26 protein-coding genes are annotated in these 22,398 nt (G+C 26.7%); 20 read left to right on the forward strand and 6 right to left on the reverse strand.

All coding sequences use genetic code 11. From position 1 onward, the window contains the following. Nucleotides 1–281: 281 nt before the first annotated feature. Genes L988_RS01955 through L988_RS01965 form a run of 3 tightly spaced genes read right to left on the reverse strand, consistent with a single transcriptional unit; the run spans nucleotide 282 to nucleotide 2,904 of the window. Nucleotides 282–950 carry a hypothetical protein gene (locus L988_RS01955; protein WP_047381036.1) on the reverse strand — a complete coding sequence of 223 codons (669 nt, stop codon included), beginning with the start codon at nucleotides 948–950 and terminating at the stop codon, nucleotides 282–284. Then, nucleotides 951–1,688 carry a ParA family protein gene (locus L988_RS01960; RefSeq protein WP_047381038.1) on the reverse strand — a complete coding sequence of 246 codons (738 nt, stop codon included), beginning with the start codon at nucleotides 1,686–1,688 and terminating at the stop codon, nucleotides 951–953. Between the two features lie 25 nt (nucleotides 1,689–1,713). Further along, nucleotides 1,714–2,904, reverse strand: coding sequence for a replication initiation protein (locus tag L988_RS01965; RefSeq protein ID WP_047381040.1), 1,191 nt, complete (start codon nucleotides 2,902–2,904; stop codon nucleotides 1,714–1,716). Nucleotides 2,905–3,449: 545 nt separating this feature from the next. Between L988_RS01965 and L988_RS01970 the strand changes: the two genes are divergently transcribed. The 14 genes from L988_RS01970 (at nucleotide 3,450) to L988_RS02030 (ending at nucleotide 12,837) form a co-directional block, all read left to right on the forward strand. Then, nucleotides 3,450–4,073, forward strand: coding sequence for a Rad52/Rad22 family DNA repair protein (locus L988_RS01970; protein ID WP_047381043.1), 624 nt, complete (start codon nucleotides 3,450–3,452; stop codon nucleotides 4,071–4,073). 179 nt (nucleotides 4,074–4,252) lie between these two features. Further along, entirely contained in the window at nucleotides 4,253–4,747 is a 495-nt protein-coding gene (locus L988_RS01975) for a siphovirus Gp157 family protein (protein ID WP_047381046.1), read from the forward strand. A gap of 42 nt (nucleotides 4,748–4,789) precedes the next feature. Continuing rightward, the gene (locus L988_RS01980; RefSeq protein ID WP_047381048.1) at nucleotides 4,790–4,990 is read left to right on the forward strand and encodes a hypothetical protein; all 201 of its coding nucleotides are present in this window, start codon (nucleotides 4,790–4,792) and stop codon (nucleotides 4,988–4,990) included. 68 nt (nucleotides 4,991–5,058) lie between these two features. Next, the gene (locus L988_RS01985) at nucleotides 5,059–5,514 is read left to right on the forward strand and encodes a hypothetical protein (RefSeq protein WP_047381049.1); all 456 of its coding nucleotides are present in this window, start codon (nucleotides 5,059–5,061) and stop codon (nucleotides 5,512–5,514) included. Beyond that, the gene (locus L988_RS01990; protein ID WP_047381051.1) at nucleotides 5,514–6,902 is read left to right on the forward strand and encodes a DUF4942 domain-containing protein; all 1,389 of its coding nucleotides are present in this window, start codon (nucleotides 5,514–5,516) and stop codon (nucleotides 6,900–6,902) included. Before L988_RS01985 ends, L988_RS01990 begins: the two co-directional genes overlap by 1 nt. A gap of 31 nt (nucleotides 6,903–6,933) precedes the next feature. After that, entirely contained in the window at nucleotides 6,934–7,461 is a 528-nt protein-coding gene (locus L988_RS01995) for a RadC family protein (RefSeq protein ID WP_052191641.1), read from the forward strand. Nucleotides 7,462–7,474: 13 nt separating this feature from the next. Continuing rightward, entirely contained in the window at nucleotides 7,475–7,693 is a 219-nt protein-coding gene (locus L988_RS02000; protein WP_047381053.1) for a hypothetical protein, read from the forward strand. Beyond that, a complete protein-coding gene (locus L988_RS02005; protein WP_047381055.1) occupies nucleotides 7,686–8,321 on the forward strand; it encodes a hypothetical protein in 636 nt (211 codons plus the stop codon). The genes L988_RS02000 and L988_RS02005 overlap by 8 nt, the downstream gene beginning before the upstream one ends. Beyond that, nucleotides 8,321–8,461 carry a hypothetical protein gene (locus L988_RS13555; RefSeq protein WP_156111913.1) on the forward strand — a complete coding sequence of 47 codons (141 nt, stop codon included), beginning with the start codon at nucleotides 8,321–8,323 and terminating at the stop codon, nucleotides 8,459–8,461. The genes L988_RS02005 and L988_RS13555 overlap by 1 nt, the downstream gene beginning before the upstream one ends. A gap of 167 nt (nucleotides 8,462–8,628) precedes the next feature. Next, complete coding sequence (locus tag L988_RS02010) at nucleotides 8,629–9,126, forward strand: hypothetical protein (RefSeq protein ID WP_047381058.1); 498 nt, start codon at nucleotides 8,629–8,631, stop codon at nucleotides 9,124–9,126. Nucleotides 9,127–9,216: 90 nt separating this feature from the next. Continuing rightward, nucleotides 9,217–9,576 (forward strand): hypothetical protein, encoded by a 360-nt coding sequence (locus L988_RS02015; protein ID WP_047381060.1) that lies wholly within the window; start codon nucleotides 9,217–9,219, stop codon nucleotides 9,574–9,576. A gap of 78 nt (nucleotides 9,577–9,654) precedes the next feature. Continuing rightward, nucleotides 9,655–10,242 (forward strand): hypothetical protein, encoded by a 588-nt coding sequence (locus L988_RS02020; RefSeq protein WP_047381062.1) that lies wholly within the window; start codon nucleotides 9,655–9,657, stop codon nucleotides 10,240–10,242. Nucleotides 10,243–10,392: 150 nt separating this feature from the next. Then, nucleotides 10,393–12,525 (forward strand): toxin-antitoxin system YwqK family antitoxin, encoded by a 2,133-nt coding sequence (locus tag L988_RS02025; protein ID WP_047381065.1) that lies wholly within the window; start codon nucleotides 10,393–10,395, stop codon nucleotides 12,523–12,525. 18 nt (nucleotides 12,526–12,543) lie between these two features. Continuing rightward, complete coding sequence (locus tag L988_RS02030; RefSeq protein ID WP_047381066.1) at nucleotides 12,544–12,837, forward strand: hypothetical protein; 294 nt, start codon at nucleotides 12,544–12,546, stop codon at nucleotides 12,835–12,837. A 35-nt stretch (nucleotides 12,838–12,872) separates the two neighbouring features. On the opposite strand, the gene L988_RS02035 is transcribed toward L988_RS02030, so the two are convergent. Next, nucleotides 12,873–13,106 carry a hypothetical protein gene (locus L988_RS02035; RefSeq protein ID WP_047381068.1) on the reverse strand — a complete coding sequence of 78 codons (234 nt, stop codon included), beginning with the start codon at nucleotides 13,104–13,106 and terminating at the stop codon, nucleotides 12,873–12,875. Nucleotides 13,107–13,350: 244 nt separating this feature from the next. Here L988_RS02035 and L988_RS02040 point away from each other — a divergent pair, with 244 nt between their 5' ends. Continuing rightward, entirely contained in the window at nucleotides 13,351–13,917 is a 567-nt protein-coding gene (locus tag L988_RS02040) for a 6-carboxytetrahydropterin synthase (RefSeq protein WP_231549819.1), read from the forward strand. A 385-nt stretch (nucleotides 13,918–14,302) separates the two neighbouring features. Here the strand turns inward: L988_RS02040 and L988_RS02045 are convergent, their stop codons facing one another. After that, nucleotides 14,303–14,890, reverse strand: a complete 588-nt coding sequence (locus L988_RS02045; protein ID WP_047381070.1) for a sigma-70 family RNA polymerase sigma factor — start codon at nucleotides 14,888–14,890, stop codon at nucleotides 14,303–14,305. A 942-nt stretch (nucleotides 14,891–15,832) separates the two neighbouring features. Beyond that, on the reverse strand, nucleotides 15,833–16,222 hold the full coding sequence (locus tag L988_RS02050) for a VOC family protein (RefSeq protein ID WP_231549820.1): 390 nt from the start codon (nucleotides 16,220–16,222) through the stop codon (nucleotides 15,833–15,835). A 693-nt stretch (nucleotides 16,223–16,915) separates the two neighbouring features. Here L988_RS02050 and L988_RS02055 point away from each other — a divergent pair. The 5 genes from L988_RS02055 (at nucleotide 16,916) to L988_RS02075 (ending at nucleotide 22,243) form a co-directional block, all read left to right on the forward strand. Continuing rightward, on the forward strand, nucleotides 16,916–17,950 hold the full coding sequence (locus tag L988_RS02055; RefSeq protein WP_047381072.1) for a hypothetical protein: 1,035 nt from the start codon (nucleotides 16,916–16,918) through the stop codon (nucleotides 17,948–17,950). A 226-nt stretch (nucleotides 17,951–18,176) separates the two neighbouring features. Beyond that, a complete protein-coding gene (locus L988_RS02060) occupies nucleotides 18,177–18,455 on the forward strand; it encodes an HU family DNA-binding protein (protein ID WP_047381075.1) in 279 nt (92 codons plus the stop codon). Nucleotides 18,456–18,613: 158 nt separating this feature from the next. Next, entirely contained in the window at nucleotides 18,614–19,066 is a 453-nt protein-coding gene (locus tag L988_RS02065) for a pyridoxamine 5'-phosphate oxidase family protein (protein WP_047381078.1), read from the forward strand. A 357-nt stretch (nucleotides 19,067–19,423) separates the two neighbouring features. Beyond that, nucleotides 19,424–20,086, forward strand: coding sequence for a hypothetical protein (locus L988_RS02070; protein ID WP_047381081.1), 663 nt, complete (start codon nucleotides 19,424–19,426; stop codon nucleotides 20,084–20,086). 3 nt (nucleotides 20,087–20,089) lie between these two features. Beyond that, nucleotides 20,090–22,243 carry a BREX system Lon protease-like protein BrxL gene (locus L988_RS02075; RefSeq protein ID WP_047381083.1) on the forward strand — a complete coding sequence of 718 codons (2,154 nt, stop codon included), beginning with the start codon at nucleotides 20,090–20,092 and terminating at the stop codon, nucleotides 22,241–22,243. The last annotated feature ends 155 nt before the right edge of the window (nucleotides 22,244–22,398 follow it).

Below are 22,398 nucleotides of genomic sequence, written 5' to 3' on the forward strand. Positions count from 1 at the left end.
TCCCTCCTAGTGATTAACTTTAATAAGTCTATTCATACATAGTATACCATATTTAAACTATCTATTTTAGATTTATTTTAACCATAAAATAACAAAAAAATTAAATACTAAAAATAAAAATTATATTTGAAAACTCCTAACTTCCTCTTCTAATTTTGTAATAATATATTAACTAAAAAGAGAGAGGATCTACATCCACTCCCTTTAATTATCTTAATCCAACTCCCTTTTCCACCAATATTTTTATAACTAAAAGCCTTAGTCGTAACACTGTGTTACGACTAAATATCTCCTAATATTTTTTTTACATCATCTAATATTTTTTCAAGTTCATCTTTTAATTGCTTTGCTTTAGAAAAATCTAATTTCTTAACATCGAGTTTCTTTAAACTTTCAATTCCTCTAAAATAAAATTTATCATCATCAAGTTCATCAATTACAGTTACAATATCTTTAGTTGCTATTAATTTCTTTAAATCATTTACTTTAAATTCAGGATTTTCTTCAATTTGAGCTAAAATTTCTTCTTTCTCATTACTACTAACTAAGTCAGATAAAATTCTAACTGGAAGAATAGATACAAGTTTTTTACTATGCTCATTTTTTACCTGTGTATATAATTCATATCGTTTTCTATGTCTTAAAGCTGTCATTTTATTAAATCCTATTTGCAATAACCACTTTTCATAGAGTCCGTTATAGTGATTATCTCCCGCCAACCTATCTACTGCTTCACAAAATATCTTTCCTAATTCTAATGATGAATTAGCTTGTAATTGACATATCTGGGCTGTCTTTTCTTTTAGAAAATAATTTACTTCTTCATTATCGCAGAAATTTCCATCTAAGTAATCTAGATTTTGAAATTCTATCTTCACCATTCTATTTTTTTGGTGACTCTCTAAATTATTTAAATTAGCTGATAAATTATTAAAGAATGGGTTACTCATTTAAATCAACTCCTTTGCTAAGTTCATATAATCTATTGCTGCATTACATTTAGGATTATATTCATAGATATCTTTATTTATAAATTGTCCTTTTTCTATATCAGAAGATATTCTGATAATTGTCTTAGAAAGTTTATCTTTGAACATCTTTTCTAATCCTTCTTTTATCTCGATATTAGTTTTCTTTCTCTGATCAAATTTTGTTATAAATACTGATTTTATCTCAAGATTTTCATTTATCTCTCTTATTTTAATAATTGTATTTATAAGCTGTGATATCCCCTCTAAAGCAAATGGTTCTGGTGCTACAGGAATTAAAACTTCATTAGACGCTACTAAGGCATTTATTGTCAATAAACTTAAACTTGGTGGGCAATCTATTAAAATGAAATCATAATTTTTTTTATCTTGAAGCTTCTTTCTTAATAAACTTTCTCTCAAAAATCTATTGAACATCTCATATTCGGCACTTGCTAATTCTATAGTTGTTCCAACTATATCGTATACTCCGTTATTAGTGATACACTCTTCAATTGGATTGCTTCTTAATAATAAATCAAATGTGGTAGCTTTTAATTCTGTTTTATCTATCCCAGCTCCAGTTGTAGCATTACCTTGCGGATCTATATCTATTACTAAAACTTTCTTTTGTAACTTACTCAATGCACTTGCTAAACTTAGTGTTGAGGTTGTTTTTGCTACTCCACCTTTTTGATTTATAAGTGATATTATTTTCACTACTGCTCCTCCCCTTTTTATTTAATTATTTTTCGCCATTTAATACCTTTAATATATATTGCTTTTCTGCTGCTTTAAAATATTTTTCATGTTGCTTTGTTAAATTTTTCATATTAACATCTTTTAAATATAACTGTTTTGCATGTTCTAATATCTCATTTTTTATTAATTCTGAAAAATTAGCATATGCAATAAGTAAAGGATTTTCAACATTAATTCCTTGTTTTGTTTCATTTACTAAGCTCTCAGTAAAAATAGATTCATCTTCTTCTTGGTCTGGTACAACTTTTATTTCAATTTCTTGTTCTTGTATTCCTGTTTCTAATACCTTTATCAAATAGGTAAAGTTCGGCACCTCCTTCTTTACTTGTTTATAAAGATACAATAAACCTTTTTTTAATTGATCCTCTTCGTACATTTCAGTTAATTTATATATATTTTTATCTAATAAAATATCTGTTAAGAATCTATTTTTCTTCGCTTTTTCAAATAGACTATTTAAACTTTGAGTAATTTCTAATTCTATTTTATCCGTTTCTTTCAAATCAGCATTATTTCCAGTCCAAGTAAATTTTAAATGTGTAACTTTTCTTCCAGTTTTTATTTTTTCTAATTTTAAATTTTTAAAATACTGAGGTAGTTCTTCCATAATTGGTTTTAATACTTGCCTATTAAAATTTGAAGTATCATAACTTTTAGGAACACCTATTTTTTCTCTAAAAGTATCTACATCCAGTTCAATATTCTTTTTTTTATCCCATTGTCTAAGAATCGAATATGTTAGTTGAGAATATCCGCTATTTAATTTTGTATATTCTATTAAATTTTGTATAGTAAATGGAGCTGTAACTTGATTTAATAAATATCTATAATTTTTATTAACTTCTATTTCTATAACTCCAGCGTCTTCAAATGTTTCAAATACTGTAAATAAAACAAAGTGTTTAATTCCATTTTCTTTTTTTATACAAATACTTGCATTTTTTATTCTATTATATGCTTCGGCTAAGGATTTATAAATATTATCTTTAGCCTTTGTTGGTTTATAATTTCCTATTCTGGCAACTTCTTTTACATCAAGTCTTATAACATCCTCTTCTTGTTCCATTAATTTATAACATAAAGCAAATATTAAATTTCTATCCTTAACATTAAAGTCTTGTAATTGAATTCCATGAAAATCTTTATGATGTTTTAACTCAAATTTTTCACTCATTTTATCACCACCTTTTTTATACTAACATAACTTAGTATAAAAAACAACAATCCATACCAAGTATATTGGATTTTATACTAAGTTAATTATTCTTATTACTTATAAACCCTTTATATATAAGGGGATTTGTATCTTTTTATTTTTAAAAAATTTCATTTTATATATTTTGGATTTTATACCAAGTAACGTTGGATTTTATACCAAGTATTTTTGGAATCTATACCAAGTAATATTGGATTTTATACCAAGTAACGTTGGATTTTATACCAAGTAACGTTGGATTTTATACCAAGTAATAGCTATTTACACATTGATTTTACTAACTCAAAACATGCTGGAAAGTATTTAAAGTATTTAAAGATAAAGATTATATTTAAACAAACTAAAAAAAATAACTTTTATATAAATAATTCACATTAAGTACTAAGTTCTTATAATTTAACTTTTTATATAAATAATTAAATATATATTATAAACTGTATAATAATAAATCCTGAGATAAATAAATCTTGGGATTTTTTAATTTTTTGAATGGAGGTATTACAATGAATCTAAAAGAAAAATTAGAAAAACCATTTTCAGATGATGAACTTGAATTTAGAGTTGGAGCTACTAATTCAGATAAAACTAAAGGATTAGCTCTAGCGTACATTCAAGCACGAGCTATACAAAATAGACTAGATGAGGTTGTAGGAATTGAAAACTGGCGTGTTTCATATAAAGAAATTAATGGTGGCTTTATAGCTAAACTGGAACTTAAAATTAATAATGAGTGGATAGCTAAAGAAGATGGATCAGGAACTACTGACTATGAAGCTATAAAAGGTGGAATATCTTGTGCTTTCAAAAGAGTTGCATCGGTTTGGGGGATTGGAAGGTATCTCTATGAAGTTGAAGGACAATGGCTACCAATAGAGCAAAGAGGTAAAAGTTATGCTTTTAAAGAAACACCTAGATTAAATAAGCAACAGAAAGATACTTTGGTTGAGGAATCAAAGGAAGAGAGAGCTAAAAATATTGAGCTTACTTTTGGAAAATATAAAGGCAAAACTTTAGGAGAGATTCTAAAAGAAAACAAAGACTATTTAACATATTTAACTACGAATAGCAAAGATACAAAGATTATCAATGCTTGTAAATATTTATTAAATTTTAAGGAGGTTGCTTAATGTTAGGAATTATTGGTGGAGTTTTAGTTGTAGTTGGAACAGCAGTTGGAGCTTTAGATAATATAATAAACAAAAAATAGGAGTATCTAATGGAGATATATGAAGTATTAGAAAATTTAAATAATATTAAGCGACCTCTGGACATTGTTCCAGAGGTTTTATTTTAGAGGAGGAAGTTAATGAAAGCGTATGAGATTATGAATGGGATGATAGATACTTTAGATATTTTTCTAGAGTCAGAGCAAAGTGAAGGAGATAAAGAGAATTATGAGTTTGTAATGAAATTTTTAAAAGAGGAGCTACAAAGTAAAAGTAGCAACATCATAAAATATATTAGGAATGTTTCGTTAGAAGTAGAGGTGCTATCCCAAGAGGAAGATAGACTAGAAAAGCTTAGAAAACAAAAAGAGAAGAAGGTTAATAGTTTAAAGAAGTATCTTGCGGACATTCTTTTAAATCTAGATAAAAATAAAGTTGAAACAGAGTTAGGGAATCTAGGTCTTAGAAAGAGTGTATCAGTAGCAATAGATAATCTAGATTTAATACCTAAAAAATATGTTCAAAAGAAAATAGAATTGATACCAGACAAGAGAACGTTATCAGAACTCTTAAAACAGGGTAAAAACGTAAAAGGTGTACATCTAGAAAGTAAATACACTTTGCAAATAAGATAGGGTTTAAAATCAATTTAACACAGTTTAGTGAGGTGATGAATTTTGTATAATGTAAATACATACAATGGAACGTTTCAATTAGAGTTTAGAGGATGTTTTCAAACTTTTGATGAAGCGATGGAAGAGTTTCAAAAAGCAGAGAGTGAGTATATGGAAAGTTTTAGATATGAGATTGGAACTACAGAATATAACCAAGAACTAGAGAATTTCATGTTTAATAGCAGAATAGATAAAATTAACTAAAAGTGTATATTATCAATAATAAAGAGGTTGTCCTTAGGGATGACCTCTTTTAATTTAGGAGGAAAATTATGAAATACTATTTACATAGAGCAGTAGCAAAGAAACCTAGAGATGGGAAGAAGTTTAAAATATCAGAATACACGATTCAAGAGTTTGATTCATTTAAAAAAGTTTTAGAAGTGTTTATGCGGGATTTCTTAATTGAGGGAGATACAGAACAAAGACGTTTTAGTAGTGATACAGAAATAGCTATGAGAATAACTACAACTAAGAAAAAGATTAAAGCTAAGTTATACAAGCCACCATTAAGAACGTACGAGGTGTTAGCGTTAAATCCACCTACAAGCAAATATAGATGCTGTAGGGAGTATTTAGAAGCAGACCCAGAATATGGATTAGCTCAAGAGGTGTTTTTAATACTTGAAACAAATTACCAAAAAGCTTGTGAGGAGTTTCTTTATGAGATGAAAAAGCATGAAGATAAGAGAAATTCATTCCATATAGAGATAGAGGAGGATAAATAATGTTTGATAAGAACTTTTACCCAACACCATATGATGTAGCTTTAAAGATGATAGGTGAACTTAATTTAAGAGGGATGAATATATTAGAGCCAAGTGCGGGAAAGGGAGACCTTTTAAGTGTAATCAAAGAGAAGTATACGAATATCTATTGTATTGAGAAGAACCTAGAGTTACAAGGGATTTTAAGAGAGAAGAAATACACGATATTAGGTGATGACTTTTTACAGTATAAGCCAGATCATTTGTTTGATTTAATTTTAATGAATCCACCTTTTGATGAGGGTGTTAAGCATTTTCTTAAAGCATGGGAAATATCAGAAGAGAATACACATATCAGATGTCTTTTAAATGCTGAGAGTATAAGAAATCCATATAATAAAGAGCGAAAGTTAATGATGGACATATTAGAAGCTAATGGAGCAGAAATCGAGTATCTTGGAGATTGCTTTAAGGATGCTGAGAGAAAAACTAATGTTGAGGTTGCTTTAATTAAAATTCAAAATAAATCAAAGAGAAAAAAGTTCCGATTCAACTTTGAAGAGTTTAAAGAAGAGGAGATTGATTTAGAAGATTTAAATATCAATCAACTAGCTAAAGTGAATGTATTACAAAACTTAGAGGATAAGTACAGTGCTGTAAAAGAGACTATTGGAGAGTATTTAACTCTAAAGAATAAATTACAATACTACTTAGATGGAATTCTAGATAAGTATGCGATTGATAATTTACTAAAGAATAACTCTAGTAGTGAGAAAAGAGAGTACGAGGATGTACTTGAAAAAGTAAGGGTAGGGTTCTGGCAACTAGTGTTTAATAAGACACAGTTAGAAGAGCGAATGACATCTAATGTTAAAAAGGATTTCTTTGATAGTAAGCAAGAGTACAGCATAATGCCATTTACTGTTGATAATGTTAATAAGTTATTAGAAATTTTAATACAGAATTCTGGACAAATATTTCAGAACTGTATTGAGGAGAGCTTTGATTACTTAACGATGTATTATCCAGATAATAGAGTTCGCATAGAGGGATGGAAAACAAATGAGAGATGGCAAGTTGGAAAGAAGTTCATACTACCAGATATGCTAAATAGCTATAGATTTGGTATACACAAGGATATAATAAGCGATTTAAGCTATATCAAGAGAGATAAGATTAGAGATTTAGAGAAGGTACTATGTAACCTAATAGGCAAGAGTATCTCTAGAGTAGCTACTGTAGATGAAGTTGTTAAAAAGGGTGTAGAGTTTGGTAAGTGGAACGAATCAGAGTTCTTTAAATTTAAAATATTTAAAAAGGGAACTATTCATTTTGAGTTTGTAGATGAAAAGATTTGGAATGAGTTTAATAAGAAAGCTTGTGAAGGTAAGAGATGGTTAGGTTATTAAACCCACAAGTGTTGTATAAAATGGAGGAGTTATGAAGAAAATACTAAAGTTTTTAAAATGTAAGGATATAGATGAGGTAGTAAGCAAAATCAAGTCTTATGAGATAAATGAAGAGCTAGAACAGTTCAGAGAACTTATGACAACTATAGCTAAAGGAAACATAGGAAAGAAAGATCTCACAACAGTAAAGGCTAAAAGTGAACTTCTTAATTATTTAAGAAGTGATATAGGATTCAAAAACACAGAGGAGTTCAAGGTTATATACCTTAGCTCCTCTAATCGTTTAATAGGGGAGGAGACGCTGTTTAGAGGTACTATAGACAGAAGTGTAGTCTATCCTAGACTAATTGTCGAAAGAGCCTTAAAACATCCAACTAAGGGCATTATATTCGCTCACAATCATCCTAGTGGAGATTTAAAACCAAGTAGAAAAGATATTGAGCTTACAAACGAATTAAAAGATTTGTTAGAGGTTTTAGATATTAGACTGCTAGATCACCTTATCATGGGAGAGAATGATTACTTTAGTTTTTATGATAATGGACTTATTGAACATTAAGCGGAGGAGAATTATGAATAAAGTTATATCGGCAGAAAGTATCAACTGTTTGGGAACTAAAGATATTCAAGTAGACATTACGAAGGATGGGTTTGTAGTGAATATCATAGCTTGGGGTGAATGGTATACAGAAAAAGCTAAAGATATTAAAGAACTAGAGGAATTGTTAAATGAGTTCAATGTACAGCAATATACAATAAATGAGATAAAGGAGAGGATAGCAAATGCCTAATTACTGTTTTAATAGAATAAAATTAAACTTATCATTTGAGGAGTTAATAAAGATAAAAGAGAGAGTTTTCTCAAAAGATGATTTTGGAGATTACTATTTTGATTTTAATAAATTAATAGAAAGACCAGAGAATACCTTATTAAAAGCTTATGATGACAACCTAGCAAAGGCATTTAGTAAATATTATTATGAAAACCCAGATAGCTTAGATCAAGAGCTACTAGATAAAATTATTAAAAATGAAATTAAAAGAGTTAGAGTGAATAGGATGTTGGTTAATATAGATCAGTATGTAGAAGAGAGATACTCAAAGGAGGAGCTGAAAAACTATAATGGAGAAATGCTTACACTATGGCATGAGTGGTGTGTAGAGAACTGGGGAACTAAGTGGAACTCATTGTTTTCATCTATATCAAGAGAGGAACTGATTTTTAGTACAGCGTGGCATCCTATATCACAAGCTTTGTTTGAAAGGTTTATAGGAGTGTGTAGAGATATAATGGGAGATAAAGCAGATAAGGTGTGGTTTTATTATGAAGAGGATAGAGGGAAAATATCGGGAAGGTATTTTATTCAAGATGGTGAGATAAAAATAGACACTCAGTATAAAGAGGAGGAAGTAGCTTAATGTATGAAGTTATAGTTGAAATCAATGGAGAGGAATATAGTTTTGGAGAGTTTTATAGTAAGAGAAGAGCAGAAAACTTTTTAGAAGATCTTTATGAGACTAAGCAAATAGAAAGTGATGCAGAAGCATGGGTTGAATAAATAGTAATATTTTAAATGTGGGTTGTAAAAGTACAACTCATATTTTTTGTAGAATGTAATTTAAAATTAGATAAACCCTTTGAAAACAAAGAGAGATACCTCTAAAGAAGTTGTATTTCTACGCCATGAAATACATGGTATAATTATTAGTTAGGAAGGGGAGATAAATGTCTAAGAAGAGAATAAAAATAATGGTATCTAAACTAATTTTAGATGTACTAGATAGAGATTCAAAACATTTTAATATGACAAGAGAAAAGTTATGCAATGAGATATTAATAATATTCTCTATTAGAAAGATACAAGGAGTAGATAGAGAGGAACTAGATGAGAAAACCTATTTACAATTTACTTTAAGCCAGTCTACAACAGAGTATTATAAAGCTATAAGTAGTACTATTCAAGATGAGCCAAAGTTTATTAGAAGTATCTTTACTGGATATGTTCATTTGAATCCTTTTTATAGGGAGATTATATTATTTAGAGATAAACTTATAGTTTTAAAAGATTATTGCTCTAAGAAAGAGAAGCTTCATATCTCAATAGGGAATAGATTAGAAGAGGTAGTTGTGGAAGAGATAAAAAGGTGTCAAATAACTGATTATGTAAAGCTCAGAACAGATAAAGGCGAATTTTATATGAACGAGTTGAGAATAATATTTTAATAAGCGGGGGTATATATTATGAGAAAGTTAGAATAAAAAAAATTTCTATTAAGAACTTTCAAAAAATAAAAAAATATCAGGAGGTATATCATGAAAAAAATAATTATCATATTATTTACATCTCTTCTTTTCTTTTCGTGTAGTGATTCACAAGAGGTTAAGATGGTAAAAAATGGAATCTTAAATAGTTATCCAAACAAAACATTAGGTCAACTTGTAGAAGGGTTTGTAGGTGATCCAAAGTGGGAAAGTATAAAGGATGATAAAGGAGATAAGTATGTAAATATAACAGGAATTATAAAATATTACGAAAGGGATACTAAAATAATATTACAATATAAAATAAATGGGAATACCTTTGAATTAAATGCAATAGAATTTAATGATGTTCCACAAAATTTCTTTGTGTATGAAGCATTAATAGAAAAAATGTATATGGAAAGCAATTAGATCTAGGTTAGGATTTATATAATGACAGATTTTTAGAAGTATTAAAAAAATGAAAAAATAAAATGGAGGAATAAAAAAATGAATCAAAAATTAGAAAATTTATTAAATTATAATAAAGAGGAGCTAAGTGTAAAATTAAAAGAAGTATATAATGATCAAAAACTATCTCCTACTGCAAGAGCTATAGCAAGATGGATTGAAATAGTAGTTATTGGTATTATTTCTTTTTCATGCTTTATAGATGGTGAAGTGATGTATGGAGTTTTATGGAGTGTTGGTGGAGTATATACTTTTTATCGTTTGGTTAATTCTAAGATAGAAGATAAAGAAACACTTGATGATCTTGATAAAATTACAGAAGGAATAGAAAATTTCAAAAAATATAAAAAAGGTGAGCTGGGTATTGAAATAAGTGAAGAGTTAGTTAAAAAAACAGAAAAAGGAATAGGGAAAAATTTGCCATATTTATTAAAAGTATCTGGGTTATCTCGTATGCTTGCTTTTGTCCCAGTTCTAAATATATTTCAAGATGAAACACATATGTATACACATAGGGAAGGTGCTTTAGTAAGATTATGGGAAGGAACTTTAACTACTCAGGGTTTAAAATATTATTCGAATGAAAATATAAAAACTTTACAAAATGAAGAGGGAATAACTATCTAATAGTTAATCCTTCTAAGAAAACATTAACAGCTCGTCTATATTAAAGAATTGGAGTAGCTTTAATAAATATTTAAGTTAATAAAAAAATCATCAATAAATTTTTATCAAGATTTTATTGTATATAAAAATAATTAAGTAGGGGTAGCGATAATGAAAAAAATATTATTAACCAGTTTGTTGATTTTCTTTATAGGCTGTGGAAAAGAAGAAAATAAACCCGTAAAAACTGTAGAGAATAAAGCGATCAAAGAACTTAAGGTAAGAGAGTGGGGAGCAACATACGAAGGAAGTGTCATTAGTTTAGAAGAATATTTAAATTTAGAAGGGATAATATTAGAAAGTTATTTAAAATCAAATTTAAAAGATTTAGAAAAAATTGAGTTAGAATATTTAGCTATAGCAGGGTTGGCTAATCCAGAAAAATGGGAAGAAATATTAAAGCCAGAAAGAAAAATTGTTGCGAATGAGAAATACTTAAATAGAAAATGGCAAATGAAAGATAATCAAATAGTAGTTGAGGGCAATAATATAAAAACTATATTATTCCTAGAGAAGGATGAAAAAGGTAATATAAAAATATTAAATAAAAAAAATTATAAAAAAAATGGGGATTTTTTGGATGTGAATCCTGTTTTAGTTGAAATAATAAATGGACTTTTAGGAAGTAATGTAAGTGCAAGAGAGAATTTACTAGGAACAAAAGAAAAGAAAATTGATAGAATTTCATCATGGGATATTCAAAATAATAAAGTTGTATTAAGAAAAATAACTAAATATAAAAATGATAAAAAACAAGGTGAGGCATTAACTTATGGAATTTATGATGAAGTTATAAAGAAAGAAACATATGATAAAGATATTCTTCAAGAGGTCATACTTTATAACGATAAGAATGAAATTCAAAGAAAAGAAACATATAAAGATGGAAGATTTGATAGTTTATTTAAATATGCTAATAATGACTTGATTTTAGAAGTTGTTCCATCAAAGCAAATTTATAAAAGTTATAACAATAAAAAACAAGTCGGTTCTATAGATGTATTGTCAGGAACTTATGAAGAAATAATTGGGAATAAAAAAATAATTGGAAATCCAGTTTCAAAATTTACTGTAAATGAAACTTGGAGAGTTCCAAATAGATTTGATTCTTTGGAAGAGTTTTATATGGGAATGATAAATGGTGTTATTAAGATTCAAGGATATTCTAATGAAAAGTTGATATTAGAAAAGTACTATAAAAATTACGAAAGTATTATGGAACATAAAGAGTGGTACGAGAATGGAAAATCAAAAAAATATGGTAAATTTAGTAATGGGAGACCAACTTCAATTTGGAAAGAATGGTCAGAGGATGGGATTTTAACAAAAATAAGAGATTATAGTCTTGGATATGAGACATCGAAAGTAGAAGAATATTATAATAACGGAAAAATTCATAAGCGATATTCAGTAGATAATAGAAATGGACATATGGTTGGTAGTTTTTCAGAGTTCTATGAAAACGGAAAAATTAAATTAAAAGGTGTATATGGGAATGAATCTTTAAAAGCTAGAGAGTGGGATGAATTTAATTCTAATGGTGATTTGATTAAAAGAACAGAATATTCTTACGGTGATATTAGAAGTATAGAAGAATATGATTTGAAAAATAAGATAGTGAGAGTTATTGTAGGAAATATAGTAAGAGAGTTTAAATTTGAAAAATCGAGATATGGTGGATATAATGAAGAGAAACCATTAAAGAAATATGTTGAAATTAAAGGTATAAAAAATGGAGAGTATATAGAATATTATCCAAATAGATATTCTAAAGTAGTAGGAAATTATAAAGATGATTTAAAAGATGGAGAATGGAAATTTTATGATAAAGCTAGTGATTATCAAGGGGAATTATCAAATACAATTTTTTATGTAGATGGAAAAGATGTAAATAGTCTATCTGAAGAAGAAAATTCAGACTATGATGAGGTTCTTTTCTATCCTAATGGAAGGATAAAATCAATATCATATGGAGCAGAGGAATATTCATATGATGATGTTGATATTGATTTAAAAGCTTTAAAATCAGAAGTGAATAGTTTATCTAAAGAAGTTCTTAATTTCAAAATTTCAGCAGATGATAATGGAGAAAGTTTTGGATGGCAGATAGCTGATTTAGATATAAAAATAAAAGGGTTATCTTTATCTAAGAATTTAACAACGGAAGAAAAAGAAGAGTTAAAGAATTTAATAAATATCTTAAATCTTGCTCATAAAAAAGCACAAGAGATTTGGAATAATTAAAATAGGAGAAGAATTAAAATGAAAATGATATTAAGCATTATTTTTTATGGAGTATTGATTTTAATTATAGAAAAAATTTTAACGAGTACGATAAACAATCTAAAAAATGCATTTAGTTCAAATGAAGATGGAACAAAAGAATCGTCAGGAAGTTGTATAATGAATGCTATAGGAAATGGATGTTGTATCTATATAATTGGATTTTATCTTAGTCAGGTTTGGAGATATTATGGATTTGATGTAGATTTTCAAGGATCTTGGAATATTTTAAAAAATATTTTTATTTCAACATTTAGTCATTTTGGATTTTAAATAAATGAGGACACCCGCTAAGGTGTCCTTTTTTGTTATAAACCATAGTACAGTAAGTATAGTAAATATCGTTCTTTTTTATTTTTTTCTTCCGCTTGTTTTAGTTCAAATTCTTTTTTTGCTTGGAATTCCTCATCGGTCAGAGTGGTTTTTTCTATTTTTATTTCGTTTCTTTGATCAATAAATCCTGATTGTGTAGCAAAAAATATAAGAATTAAAAAACTTAAAACAATAGATAGCCACAATTTTAGTTTGAGTAAAAATCTCATGTTAAATTCTCCTTCAGTAATTTATTTAAAAAATGTTATAAATGAAAAAAGCCTAATTATAAAAATTAAGCTTCTTCTATTTATTTTCTTATAAATTTAGGTTAACTATATTATATCAAATGTTATTATGAATCGACAACAATTTTTTTGATAAAAAAGCTTGCAAATCTAATAGCAATATATTATACTAAATATAAATTTGTAATAATTACAAATTTATAAAATTATATAAATGGAGGATTTGATGATGAGAAGTATAACTACATTTGATTTACAATATGCACACAGATTTTATAAGTTTAAAGGTGAAGCACAATATTTACATGGTCATACAGGAATTTTAACTATTGAGGTTGAAGATTCAATAAATGAAGGTGTAAATATGGTTTATCCATGTAATGAAATTCAAAAAACTGCTTGGGAAGTTTTAAAGAACTTTGATCATTCTTTAATATTGAGAGAAGATGATCCTCTTCTGCCAGCTATTTTAAAAGTGTATGAAGAAACTGGAATTAAGAATGGAACTCCAGAAAATCAAATGAAGGGAATAGCTTTTAAAACAAACCTTGCAACAGCATATCCTGATTCTCGATTAGTTGTTACAAAAGAGACACTAACAGTTGAAGGAATGATTAAAATAGTATATGACTTATTAAAAGAGAAATTGAACATAGTTAAAATAACATTTACTAGTGGTGTTAATGCAGCATCTGAAGAATATAATACAAAAAATGATATTCATCGTTGCCCTCTTTGCGGAATTTCTTTAGATAAAAATAATAGTTGTCCAAAATGTGGATATAAGAAATAAATTTGATATGAACTGTTGATAGAATTTTTTATCAGCAGTTTTTTTATAGATTTCAAATTAAAAAGCTACTAATCATTATAAACTAGTAGCTTTTAAGGTTTGTCTACAGATTCTGGGGGGAATCTATACTATTATCAATTAATGGTTAAACAAAATTGATAGTTTATTATATAGGTTTAATTTGAGAATCAACAAATTATTTTTTGAAAAAAATTATTGTAGATTTAAACATTGGTATATTATAATATACTTACCCAATAAGGGATGTTTTCCAATCTAATTTTATAAGTCAAAAAGCCAACTACTGTTAATTTTAGTTGGCTTTTGTATTTAAGAAATAAGCTGTTTAGCTAGTAACTAATAAGATTTAAAAATGATAGTTATGCTATTTTTCTATAATTTTTTTAACTTTGTTCCTAATACGTTGAATTGTATTATCAATCTTTTTGGGATTTTCATTTAATATTTTAATAATATCAGAGTATGAGTATTCGTTAGATAATAAATTAAAAATAATATTCTCTAATTTACTAAATTTTAATTGCCGAATATCATTAACGATAACTTTCAACTCTTCTTTTTTTATGAATATTGACTCGGGCGTACTATAGTTGACACCTAATGTTTCTGCAAATTCTTCTTCTTCATTTTTAAAAGATTTAGGATAATAATTTATTGCACTTGTTAATAATTTTTGTTTTTTTACATTTTGCTTTTCAATATAACTTATAATTTGTCGTTTTATACAAAGCCCAGCAAAAGTTTCAAATTTAGTATTTTTTTCAATACTAAAAGAAATAATGGCTTTTATTAAACCAAGGTTACCTTCTTGAACTAAATCTTCTTTTTCTCCATTTAATAAATAAAAGTTATTTCTTCTTATTACATTGGTTATTAAATACTGATTTAGTTTGATTAAATCCTCTAGAGCTTGTTGATTTCCTAGTTGAGCTTCATAGATTCTTTTATTCATAATTGCACTCTACTTTTCAATGTATAAAACCTCCAATATATTTTTCTGTAAATTGAATTATGATCAACATTTTATAAAAAAATAACAGAGTTTTAGCTCTGTTACTCTTTTAGTATTTAATTATTTAGCGAATATGAAAGTCGATCACTTCTTATGATAACTTATGAATTACTAAATCCACAATATTTTTTTTGTGGAATAAGGTCAAGAATCTATTTCTAAATCGAATTCTATTAATCAGAATTTCTACAATATTTCACAGAATTTCATAATTCTATAATTCTTACTGTAGAATTGACAATATCGTTGATTTTATTAGCTTTATAAAGAGAAATTCTAAATTCTGCTTTTTCAAAATGTGTATATTTTCTAAGTTTTAAAGGGGTAATTTTAAAGAATTCCTTTAATTTATTCCCATTTTAACTATAGATTGATTTTTATATTAAAAAAGTTTTCTTGGGTACAAAGAAAACTCTTAAGATAAAAGACTTTTTAATTTTTAAACAGAGCCTTTCACTCCTAAGGTTATGAAAAGCTCTAAAGAAACTGGCAACGTCTCTTCCTTACATGATAGCTGATATTATTGAAATCTACAAATATTTTTCCAATTTTATTTTCTACATATTCTTGTTATAATTTTTTATCGTTTTTAAACAGTATTATTCAAGCAAGTGTTATACGCCTTAGCTTACCGTGCTACTAACGCTTTAAGGCTACACAGTCTCTCTCTATTAGTCTTAGTATCGTGCTGACGCACAATTGATAATATATATTTATCTCTATTTAATGATTACAAGCAAGTGCTATACGTTGTATATCCCTATCGTGTTACTAGGATATACAACTACACAACTACACATATATACTATATAACTTATTTATAATTATTTCGTTTGTCTTACTGACAAACTATTGTTTGTAAAATATTCAAAAATGAAAGTTTTAGAATAGAGGGTTATCTCTGAACTCTATGATAGTTCCTTCTGGTGCTATTACCTTAAATAAGTTTCCACCTTCTACTCTATATAGAATTTCTCCATTCTTTAGTTTGAAGTTGTTATACACTCCCGCTATTCTCTCTAGTTCCTTCGTAAGATCTTCTACATAAAAACACATATGAACTATTCCTTCTCTATCTTCACTCTCTAATTTTACTTCTTTCTTAGGAGTTTGTAATTCAATATAGAATCCATCTAGTTCTAACCATGAATTATATTCTCTTCCATGAAAGTCAGGAGTCTCTTTAACTAATTTAAAGTTTAATACTCTCGTATAAAACTCTATTGATTCCTTATATAGTGATGTCTCTATACATACATGATGAATTCTCATATTCATTTCTCCTTCAACCATATTTAAATACCCTCTAGAATGCGGTTTAAATCGCTCTCACAAGGGTTTTTCACATATTTGTGGGCAATTACCTTGAACACCCTTAAAATAGCTATAAATAGGGATAATTGCACTAATGATATTAATATCACTAATAGTACTAATAAGGCTTATCCACTCTACCCGCTACCTATAAAAATTTATTAATCTATATATAATACTTATAAATATGGTAACTATACTATATAAAGAATAACCCTCTATAAGTATTCATTCTAGTACTATAACCTTTATAAATTAAATACTAGTAAATATCATAAAAAAACTATAACAAGCTTTAGTAATACTACTATAGAAAGGAGTTGTGTTAAATGTTCCACTATATTTTTTTTAGGCTTCATCCCCCTTAACCGTTCGGGGTATATAATAAAAATACCACTACTACCATAAAAAAGTCAACCCCTATTGATATATATAAACTACCTAAATAACATAGAAATACTATAAAATATAGGGTTTTTAACGTAATATAAGCTACAAAACATAGTAAAACAACATAAAACCAGTGAGTTGAATGTGTGGCTTACCCAACAAGGTGAGCCTACTAACATGGAAACTCACTGAAATATATAGATTCATTTTAAAAGAGTAGAATTAATTTCTATTCTTTTTTTATATTAGGAGGAGATAAGAATGGATACGATCCAAATTAAATTAAAATTAAACTATACAGGATTAACTATGGAGGATTTCAAGAGAATAGAAATTTTTATAAATCACATTAAAAGTCCGTACGGGTATACTTTCTGCGATATGCTCGATATTAGAGGAATTCAATCAATAGGAATTAAAATATCGTACCCGAGGTTTTTCTATGGAAGTAATGTATTTTTAATAAGTACAAAAGATCAATGTTTTCAAGTTCAACGATGGTTTAGTGAAACTATTGTAAGAATGAGTGAACTGATAGGAGCTAGAATATATTTAGAGAGGGTTGATATTCCTTTCACTTATATAATGCCACCAGACTATGATTTTCACAGTTACAATAAGCTTTATGGCATAATGGCAATGGTTCATGCAGAAAAGAGAATAAGAGGGAGTAGGAAGATGTATGCTGATATTTTAACGCAAAGACCTGAAACTCTAATTTATACAGATACTAAGACACCAAGTTCATATAATAACAAGGTTATGATTTATAATCAATTCCTAAATATGGAAGCTAAAGTGGACAGTGAAGAAACTTTAGATATGTTTGTAAATCAATATCCTGATTTACAATATCGAATGAGAATAGAAGTTTCAAAGAAGATTAGAAGGAATCCATTTTCAATTGTAGATTTTGGGAACTTTGATATGATCGAGGTTTATTTACCTCAACTAAAAGAAACAGCTTTAGAGAATTTATTGGATTTTCAAATTATAGATAACATTTATCAGAATGAAGCTATTCAATTAGCAAATATCTTAAATATTGAAAGGCAAAGAAGTGGATTTAATTACGAGGTTTTCATATTACAAAATATATCCAAAATCTATGATTATGAGATTTTAAGAAGAGCTTTAGGATTGGCAGTAAATAATACTAAAACAAGAGAAAGTGCAGTTACAGCAGTTAGGAGACATTTGAATAACTACTCACAAATGAATAATATAATAGTCATGGATGTTTATACTAGATTGAGCGACATAAAAAAATGTATTGAACAATTTATAATTTTTTAAATTATTTTGTAATTTTATTTTTTATATATAGATAAATTATATAAAAATACATATACAATGTAAACATTGTATATGTAAAATATGTAGTTGTCAAGTTTTTTCGTTAAAATAAATCTAAATTAATGTAATCTTATTTATTGTAATTTGATAAGGAGAGCATAGGATTGCTTGAAAAAATAAAAGTTATAGGTTATACTCTAGTAAAATTAATGAAGGAGAGATAACTATGACTAAACAAGAGTTTATAGCTTTATATCAAGATAAAATGGAAATAGCAACAAAGAAGGATGCAGAGAGATTAGTAAATGGATTCTTTTCAGCTTTAGAAGAAATATTAGTGAAGGGAGATGAACTATCAATATTAGGATTTGGAAAATTTGAAACTAAAACTCAATCAGCAAGAGTTTGTAGAAATCCTAAAACTGGAGAAGAAGTTAAAGTTCCAGAGAAGAAGGTAGTTAAATTTAAAGCAGGAAAAGGACTAGCAGAAAAGGTAGCTAAATAGTATAATTAAAGGAAGTGATAGATATATTGCTTCCTTTTTAGTTTCATTTATAACTAGAGGATGACGGAAGATCACTGATGTAATATGAAAATCAAAGAAGGAACTTGAAAACTTATTTGTGTTTATGGTTTAAAAATTGAGAAGGGGGTAAGTGAAATATGTTTAATGAACAAATTACGAAATTATTTCAAGGAATAGGAGAAGCTAAAAAAGCAGTCTTATCAACATCAAGCAATAATAGAGTAACTTCAAGAATGATGTCATTTGTAATTTATGAAAGGAAATTTTACTGTCAAACAGATAAAAGATTTCTAAAGATTGAACAGATTTCAAATAATCCAAAAGTATCTATTTGTATTGATAATATTCAAATAGAAGGAATAGCTCAAATCATAGGTAAGCCATTAGAGAATAAAAACTTCAATATTTTATTTAAGAATCACTTTAAAAACTCTTATGAGAATTATTCTTTTTTAGAAAATGAAATTTTACTAGAAATAACTCCGACTTTTATAAGTGTTTGGAATTATAAAGAAGGTATTCCAATAAGAGAATATTATAATTTAACTTCTAAAGAATATAAAGAAGAAGTCTATATTGGGGATGAATAAAGGGGATTTATTACAACTAAAAAATAGCTTTAGAAAATTTATTGACTATAGTTAATATTATGAGAAATTTCAAATTTTCTGCGAAAATATCTTCTTAAAATAGAGAAAATATATGATTGTTAAAAAAGTAGAAAAACAGAATTATATCGATTAGCCTAGTAAAATCAACATATTTATGAATTCTGCCATAAGAATTCCAGAATTATATAATTCTATAAAATATAGGTGAAATTCTGGTTGTCAGAATTGATATTTAAATAAAAATTGAATAAATTTATACTGAATCTTAAGTGGGTTAATTGACAAAAATTTATTTTCATAGCATAATTTCTTATAATAAAAAATATGGAGGTAGCTGTGTTAAAAAAAACCAAAGAAAAACATCACCGAGAAATGTTAAACGAATTAGATGAAGTTATTTTAGATAAAGAATATATTATAAAAGATGAAAGCCCATATTTAGTAGATTATTTATATGGCGTTTCAGATATAGATTCAAAAATAGAGGAATATTTAGATGAAACAGGATTAGATGAAGAGTGGATTATATTTTATAGATGTCTAGTAAATAAAAAAGTTTTAGACTCAGAAGAGTATCATAAGTTCAGAAAAATTGGAGAAACTTTATTTTTAATGAGAAATGAAAATGATTTAGAAAAATTTAAGAATGACGATGTAAGCAAAGAGTTAAATAAGATTAAAGATGATACTAAAGAAATTTTAGAAAAACTTTTAAATTTTATTAAAAATAAGGAGAATAATCCAAATTTAACTGAGGATAATTTATTTGACTCTGAAGATATAAAGGGAGAGTTTGTAGGATTTATTAAAGAACATAATGCTTTAAGAAATGAAGAAGAGAAGGAAAAGAATATCTATAAAATGGATAAATTTTTAAAAACAGCTCTTAGTAATAAGAAAATAATATTTAATAAAACAGATTTTTTTAAAGAAATATTAGGTTTAAATAAAAGTAAAATTAGCTCTATACAAAATAAGTACCAAAAGGAGAAGAAGTAAGAGATGGGCATACTTATGAAAAGATCAAAAATTCAAGAAATTGAAAATGGAAAGTTATCTAATAGATTTTCTTCTTCCGATTTAATAAATCTTTATAATAGTGGAACATATGAGCAAATATCTAATAGTGGTTTCCCATTAAGAGATTCAATTGAAATGAATAGATTCTATATGAAAAATATAACTTTAAATTTAATTGTAAATATATCTGAGATTAAGTTTTTAGAAAGAAGTGTAAAAATTAGAGGAGCAGATGATTTTTTAACATTTAAAGTTTCAAAATATGATATAGAAAAATTAAAACCTTATTTAAATAATGGTCGTAAAGGTATTTTAACAGAAGTTACTATAAGAAAACATAAAAAAGATTTATATTTTATAGAGAATATAAAAATATTAGAAGATTTAAGTGAGAGAAATTATAAAGAGTTGTTAAATTTAAGAAAAGAATTGAAAGTTAATGAGTGGAAAAATTTAATTTTAAATTCTATAGGATATGACTTAGATCAATCAGAAAGTATATTGAAGGATTTAATGCTGGTTAGACTATTGCCGTATTTAGAAAAAAATTATAGTTATATAGAATTAGGTGGTTATTCTACAGGAAAAACAACACTAGCAGAAAAATTTAACACCGCCGAAAAAATAGCAACAAATATAACACAAGCCCAACTTTATTATAATACAAAAGAAAAAAGAAAAGGAATATTATTTTCAAAAGATGTATTATATTTAGATGAAGGAGATTTTAGTTTAGCTAAAACAAATGAAGCTAAAATTTTATTACAAGTTTTGGCGGGAAATAAAGTAGAAGTTAGAGATAATCATTTTGAAGCTGAAAGAATAGATGTATCATTCGTCAATCAAGGTAATATTGAAAATGGGATAGTACAATATACAAACAATACTATATTTGATAGATTTAAAAATTCGTTTAATGAAGGTGCTTTTTTAGATAGGACAAATTTTTTTATTGCAGGATGGTTGATTCCAAGTTATTTTAAAATAAAACCAAAAGAAGATCAAGAGATTATTCCACTGAATATTTTAGAAGATTTCTTCAAGATTCAAAGAAAAAAGGAAAGCTATATTGATTTAATTGAGGAACTTGAAGTTAAACTTATAACTAGGGATGAATATCATGGTAGATTTGTAGAATGTATAAAAACAACAATTTCAGCATTTTTAAAATTATTATATCCTAATAAGGAGATTAATTTTGAATTAGAAAAAACTGAATTAGAAAAAATTATAACTTTAAGTGTTTTAGGGAAATACGCAATTCATCATGTAAGATCTAATAACCTTACTACAAAAATTGAGGTTTCTTATAAAAATTCAGAAGTGATTACAATAGATTTTAATATTTTATTTAGAGATTATATAGAATCGAGAGAAGATAAATACATTAAAGAAATTAGTGCAACAACAGATAAGCCATTTTCAGATTATGAAGTACCTTGGCAAAGTGATAACGATATAATTTCAAATGAAAGAGAATTAATAAAAAAATATCGAAAACAAAAGATAGTAGAGATTCCAATAGGATATGAAAATATTTTAAATAGGATTCAAGATTCTAAAATAAAAACTAAATTTATAGAAGATTATAAAGTTGTAGTTACATATGATATTAATGATTACAGAGGAAAACCATATTCAAAGGAAAATGTTCGGGAACGTGATGATTTCTTATATTCATTATTTTCAATAGTTAGTTTATTCAAAATTATTTCTAAATACAACTTATCAAAGGTTGAAAAAGATTTTATAATTCTTTTTATTGATAGTATAATAAGACATGATAATCAGACATTACATATATGGAGACAAGCAGAAAATGATCCTAATGAGTTATTAATAGGAGCTATAGGGGTTCCATTTGGATATGCACCGGATCAAATGCCTCATTGTGGATTAGAAGGGAAAAAATTAAAAGAATATAAAGAATTAATTAAAAATGAATTAGAAAATAAGCCTTTTAATGATAAGTATCAAGATATAAAAAATGAATTAGAAGAAATGAATATTCTATTAGGAGATACGGTTGAATTAGTTGAACAATATAATAAAGAAATAAAGCTATATTTCAATACCCTAAAAAATAAAGAAGAAAAACAAAAGACATTACACGAATTATTAATGGATTTAAAATAGCTTTTTTTTAAAGTCCTGAGAGTCCACATGGACTCTCTTTTGTATTGCTGTGGTTGTATTAAGTAGATTGATTAATTCTAATCTAAATCTATTCTCATCTAATATTAAAAATTAAGATTTAAATATATAATCCTAAGAAACTAACTCAGGCTCAG

The sequence above is a fragment of the Cetobacterium sp. ZWU0022 genome (assembly GCF_000800875.1).
Taxonomy (GTDB): domain Bacteria; phylum Fusobacteriota; class Fusobacteriia; order Fusobacteriales; family Fusobacteriaceae; genus Cetobacterium_A.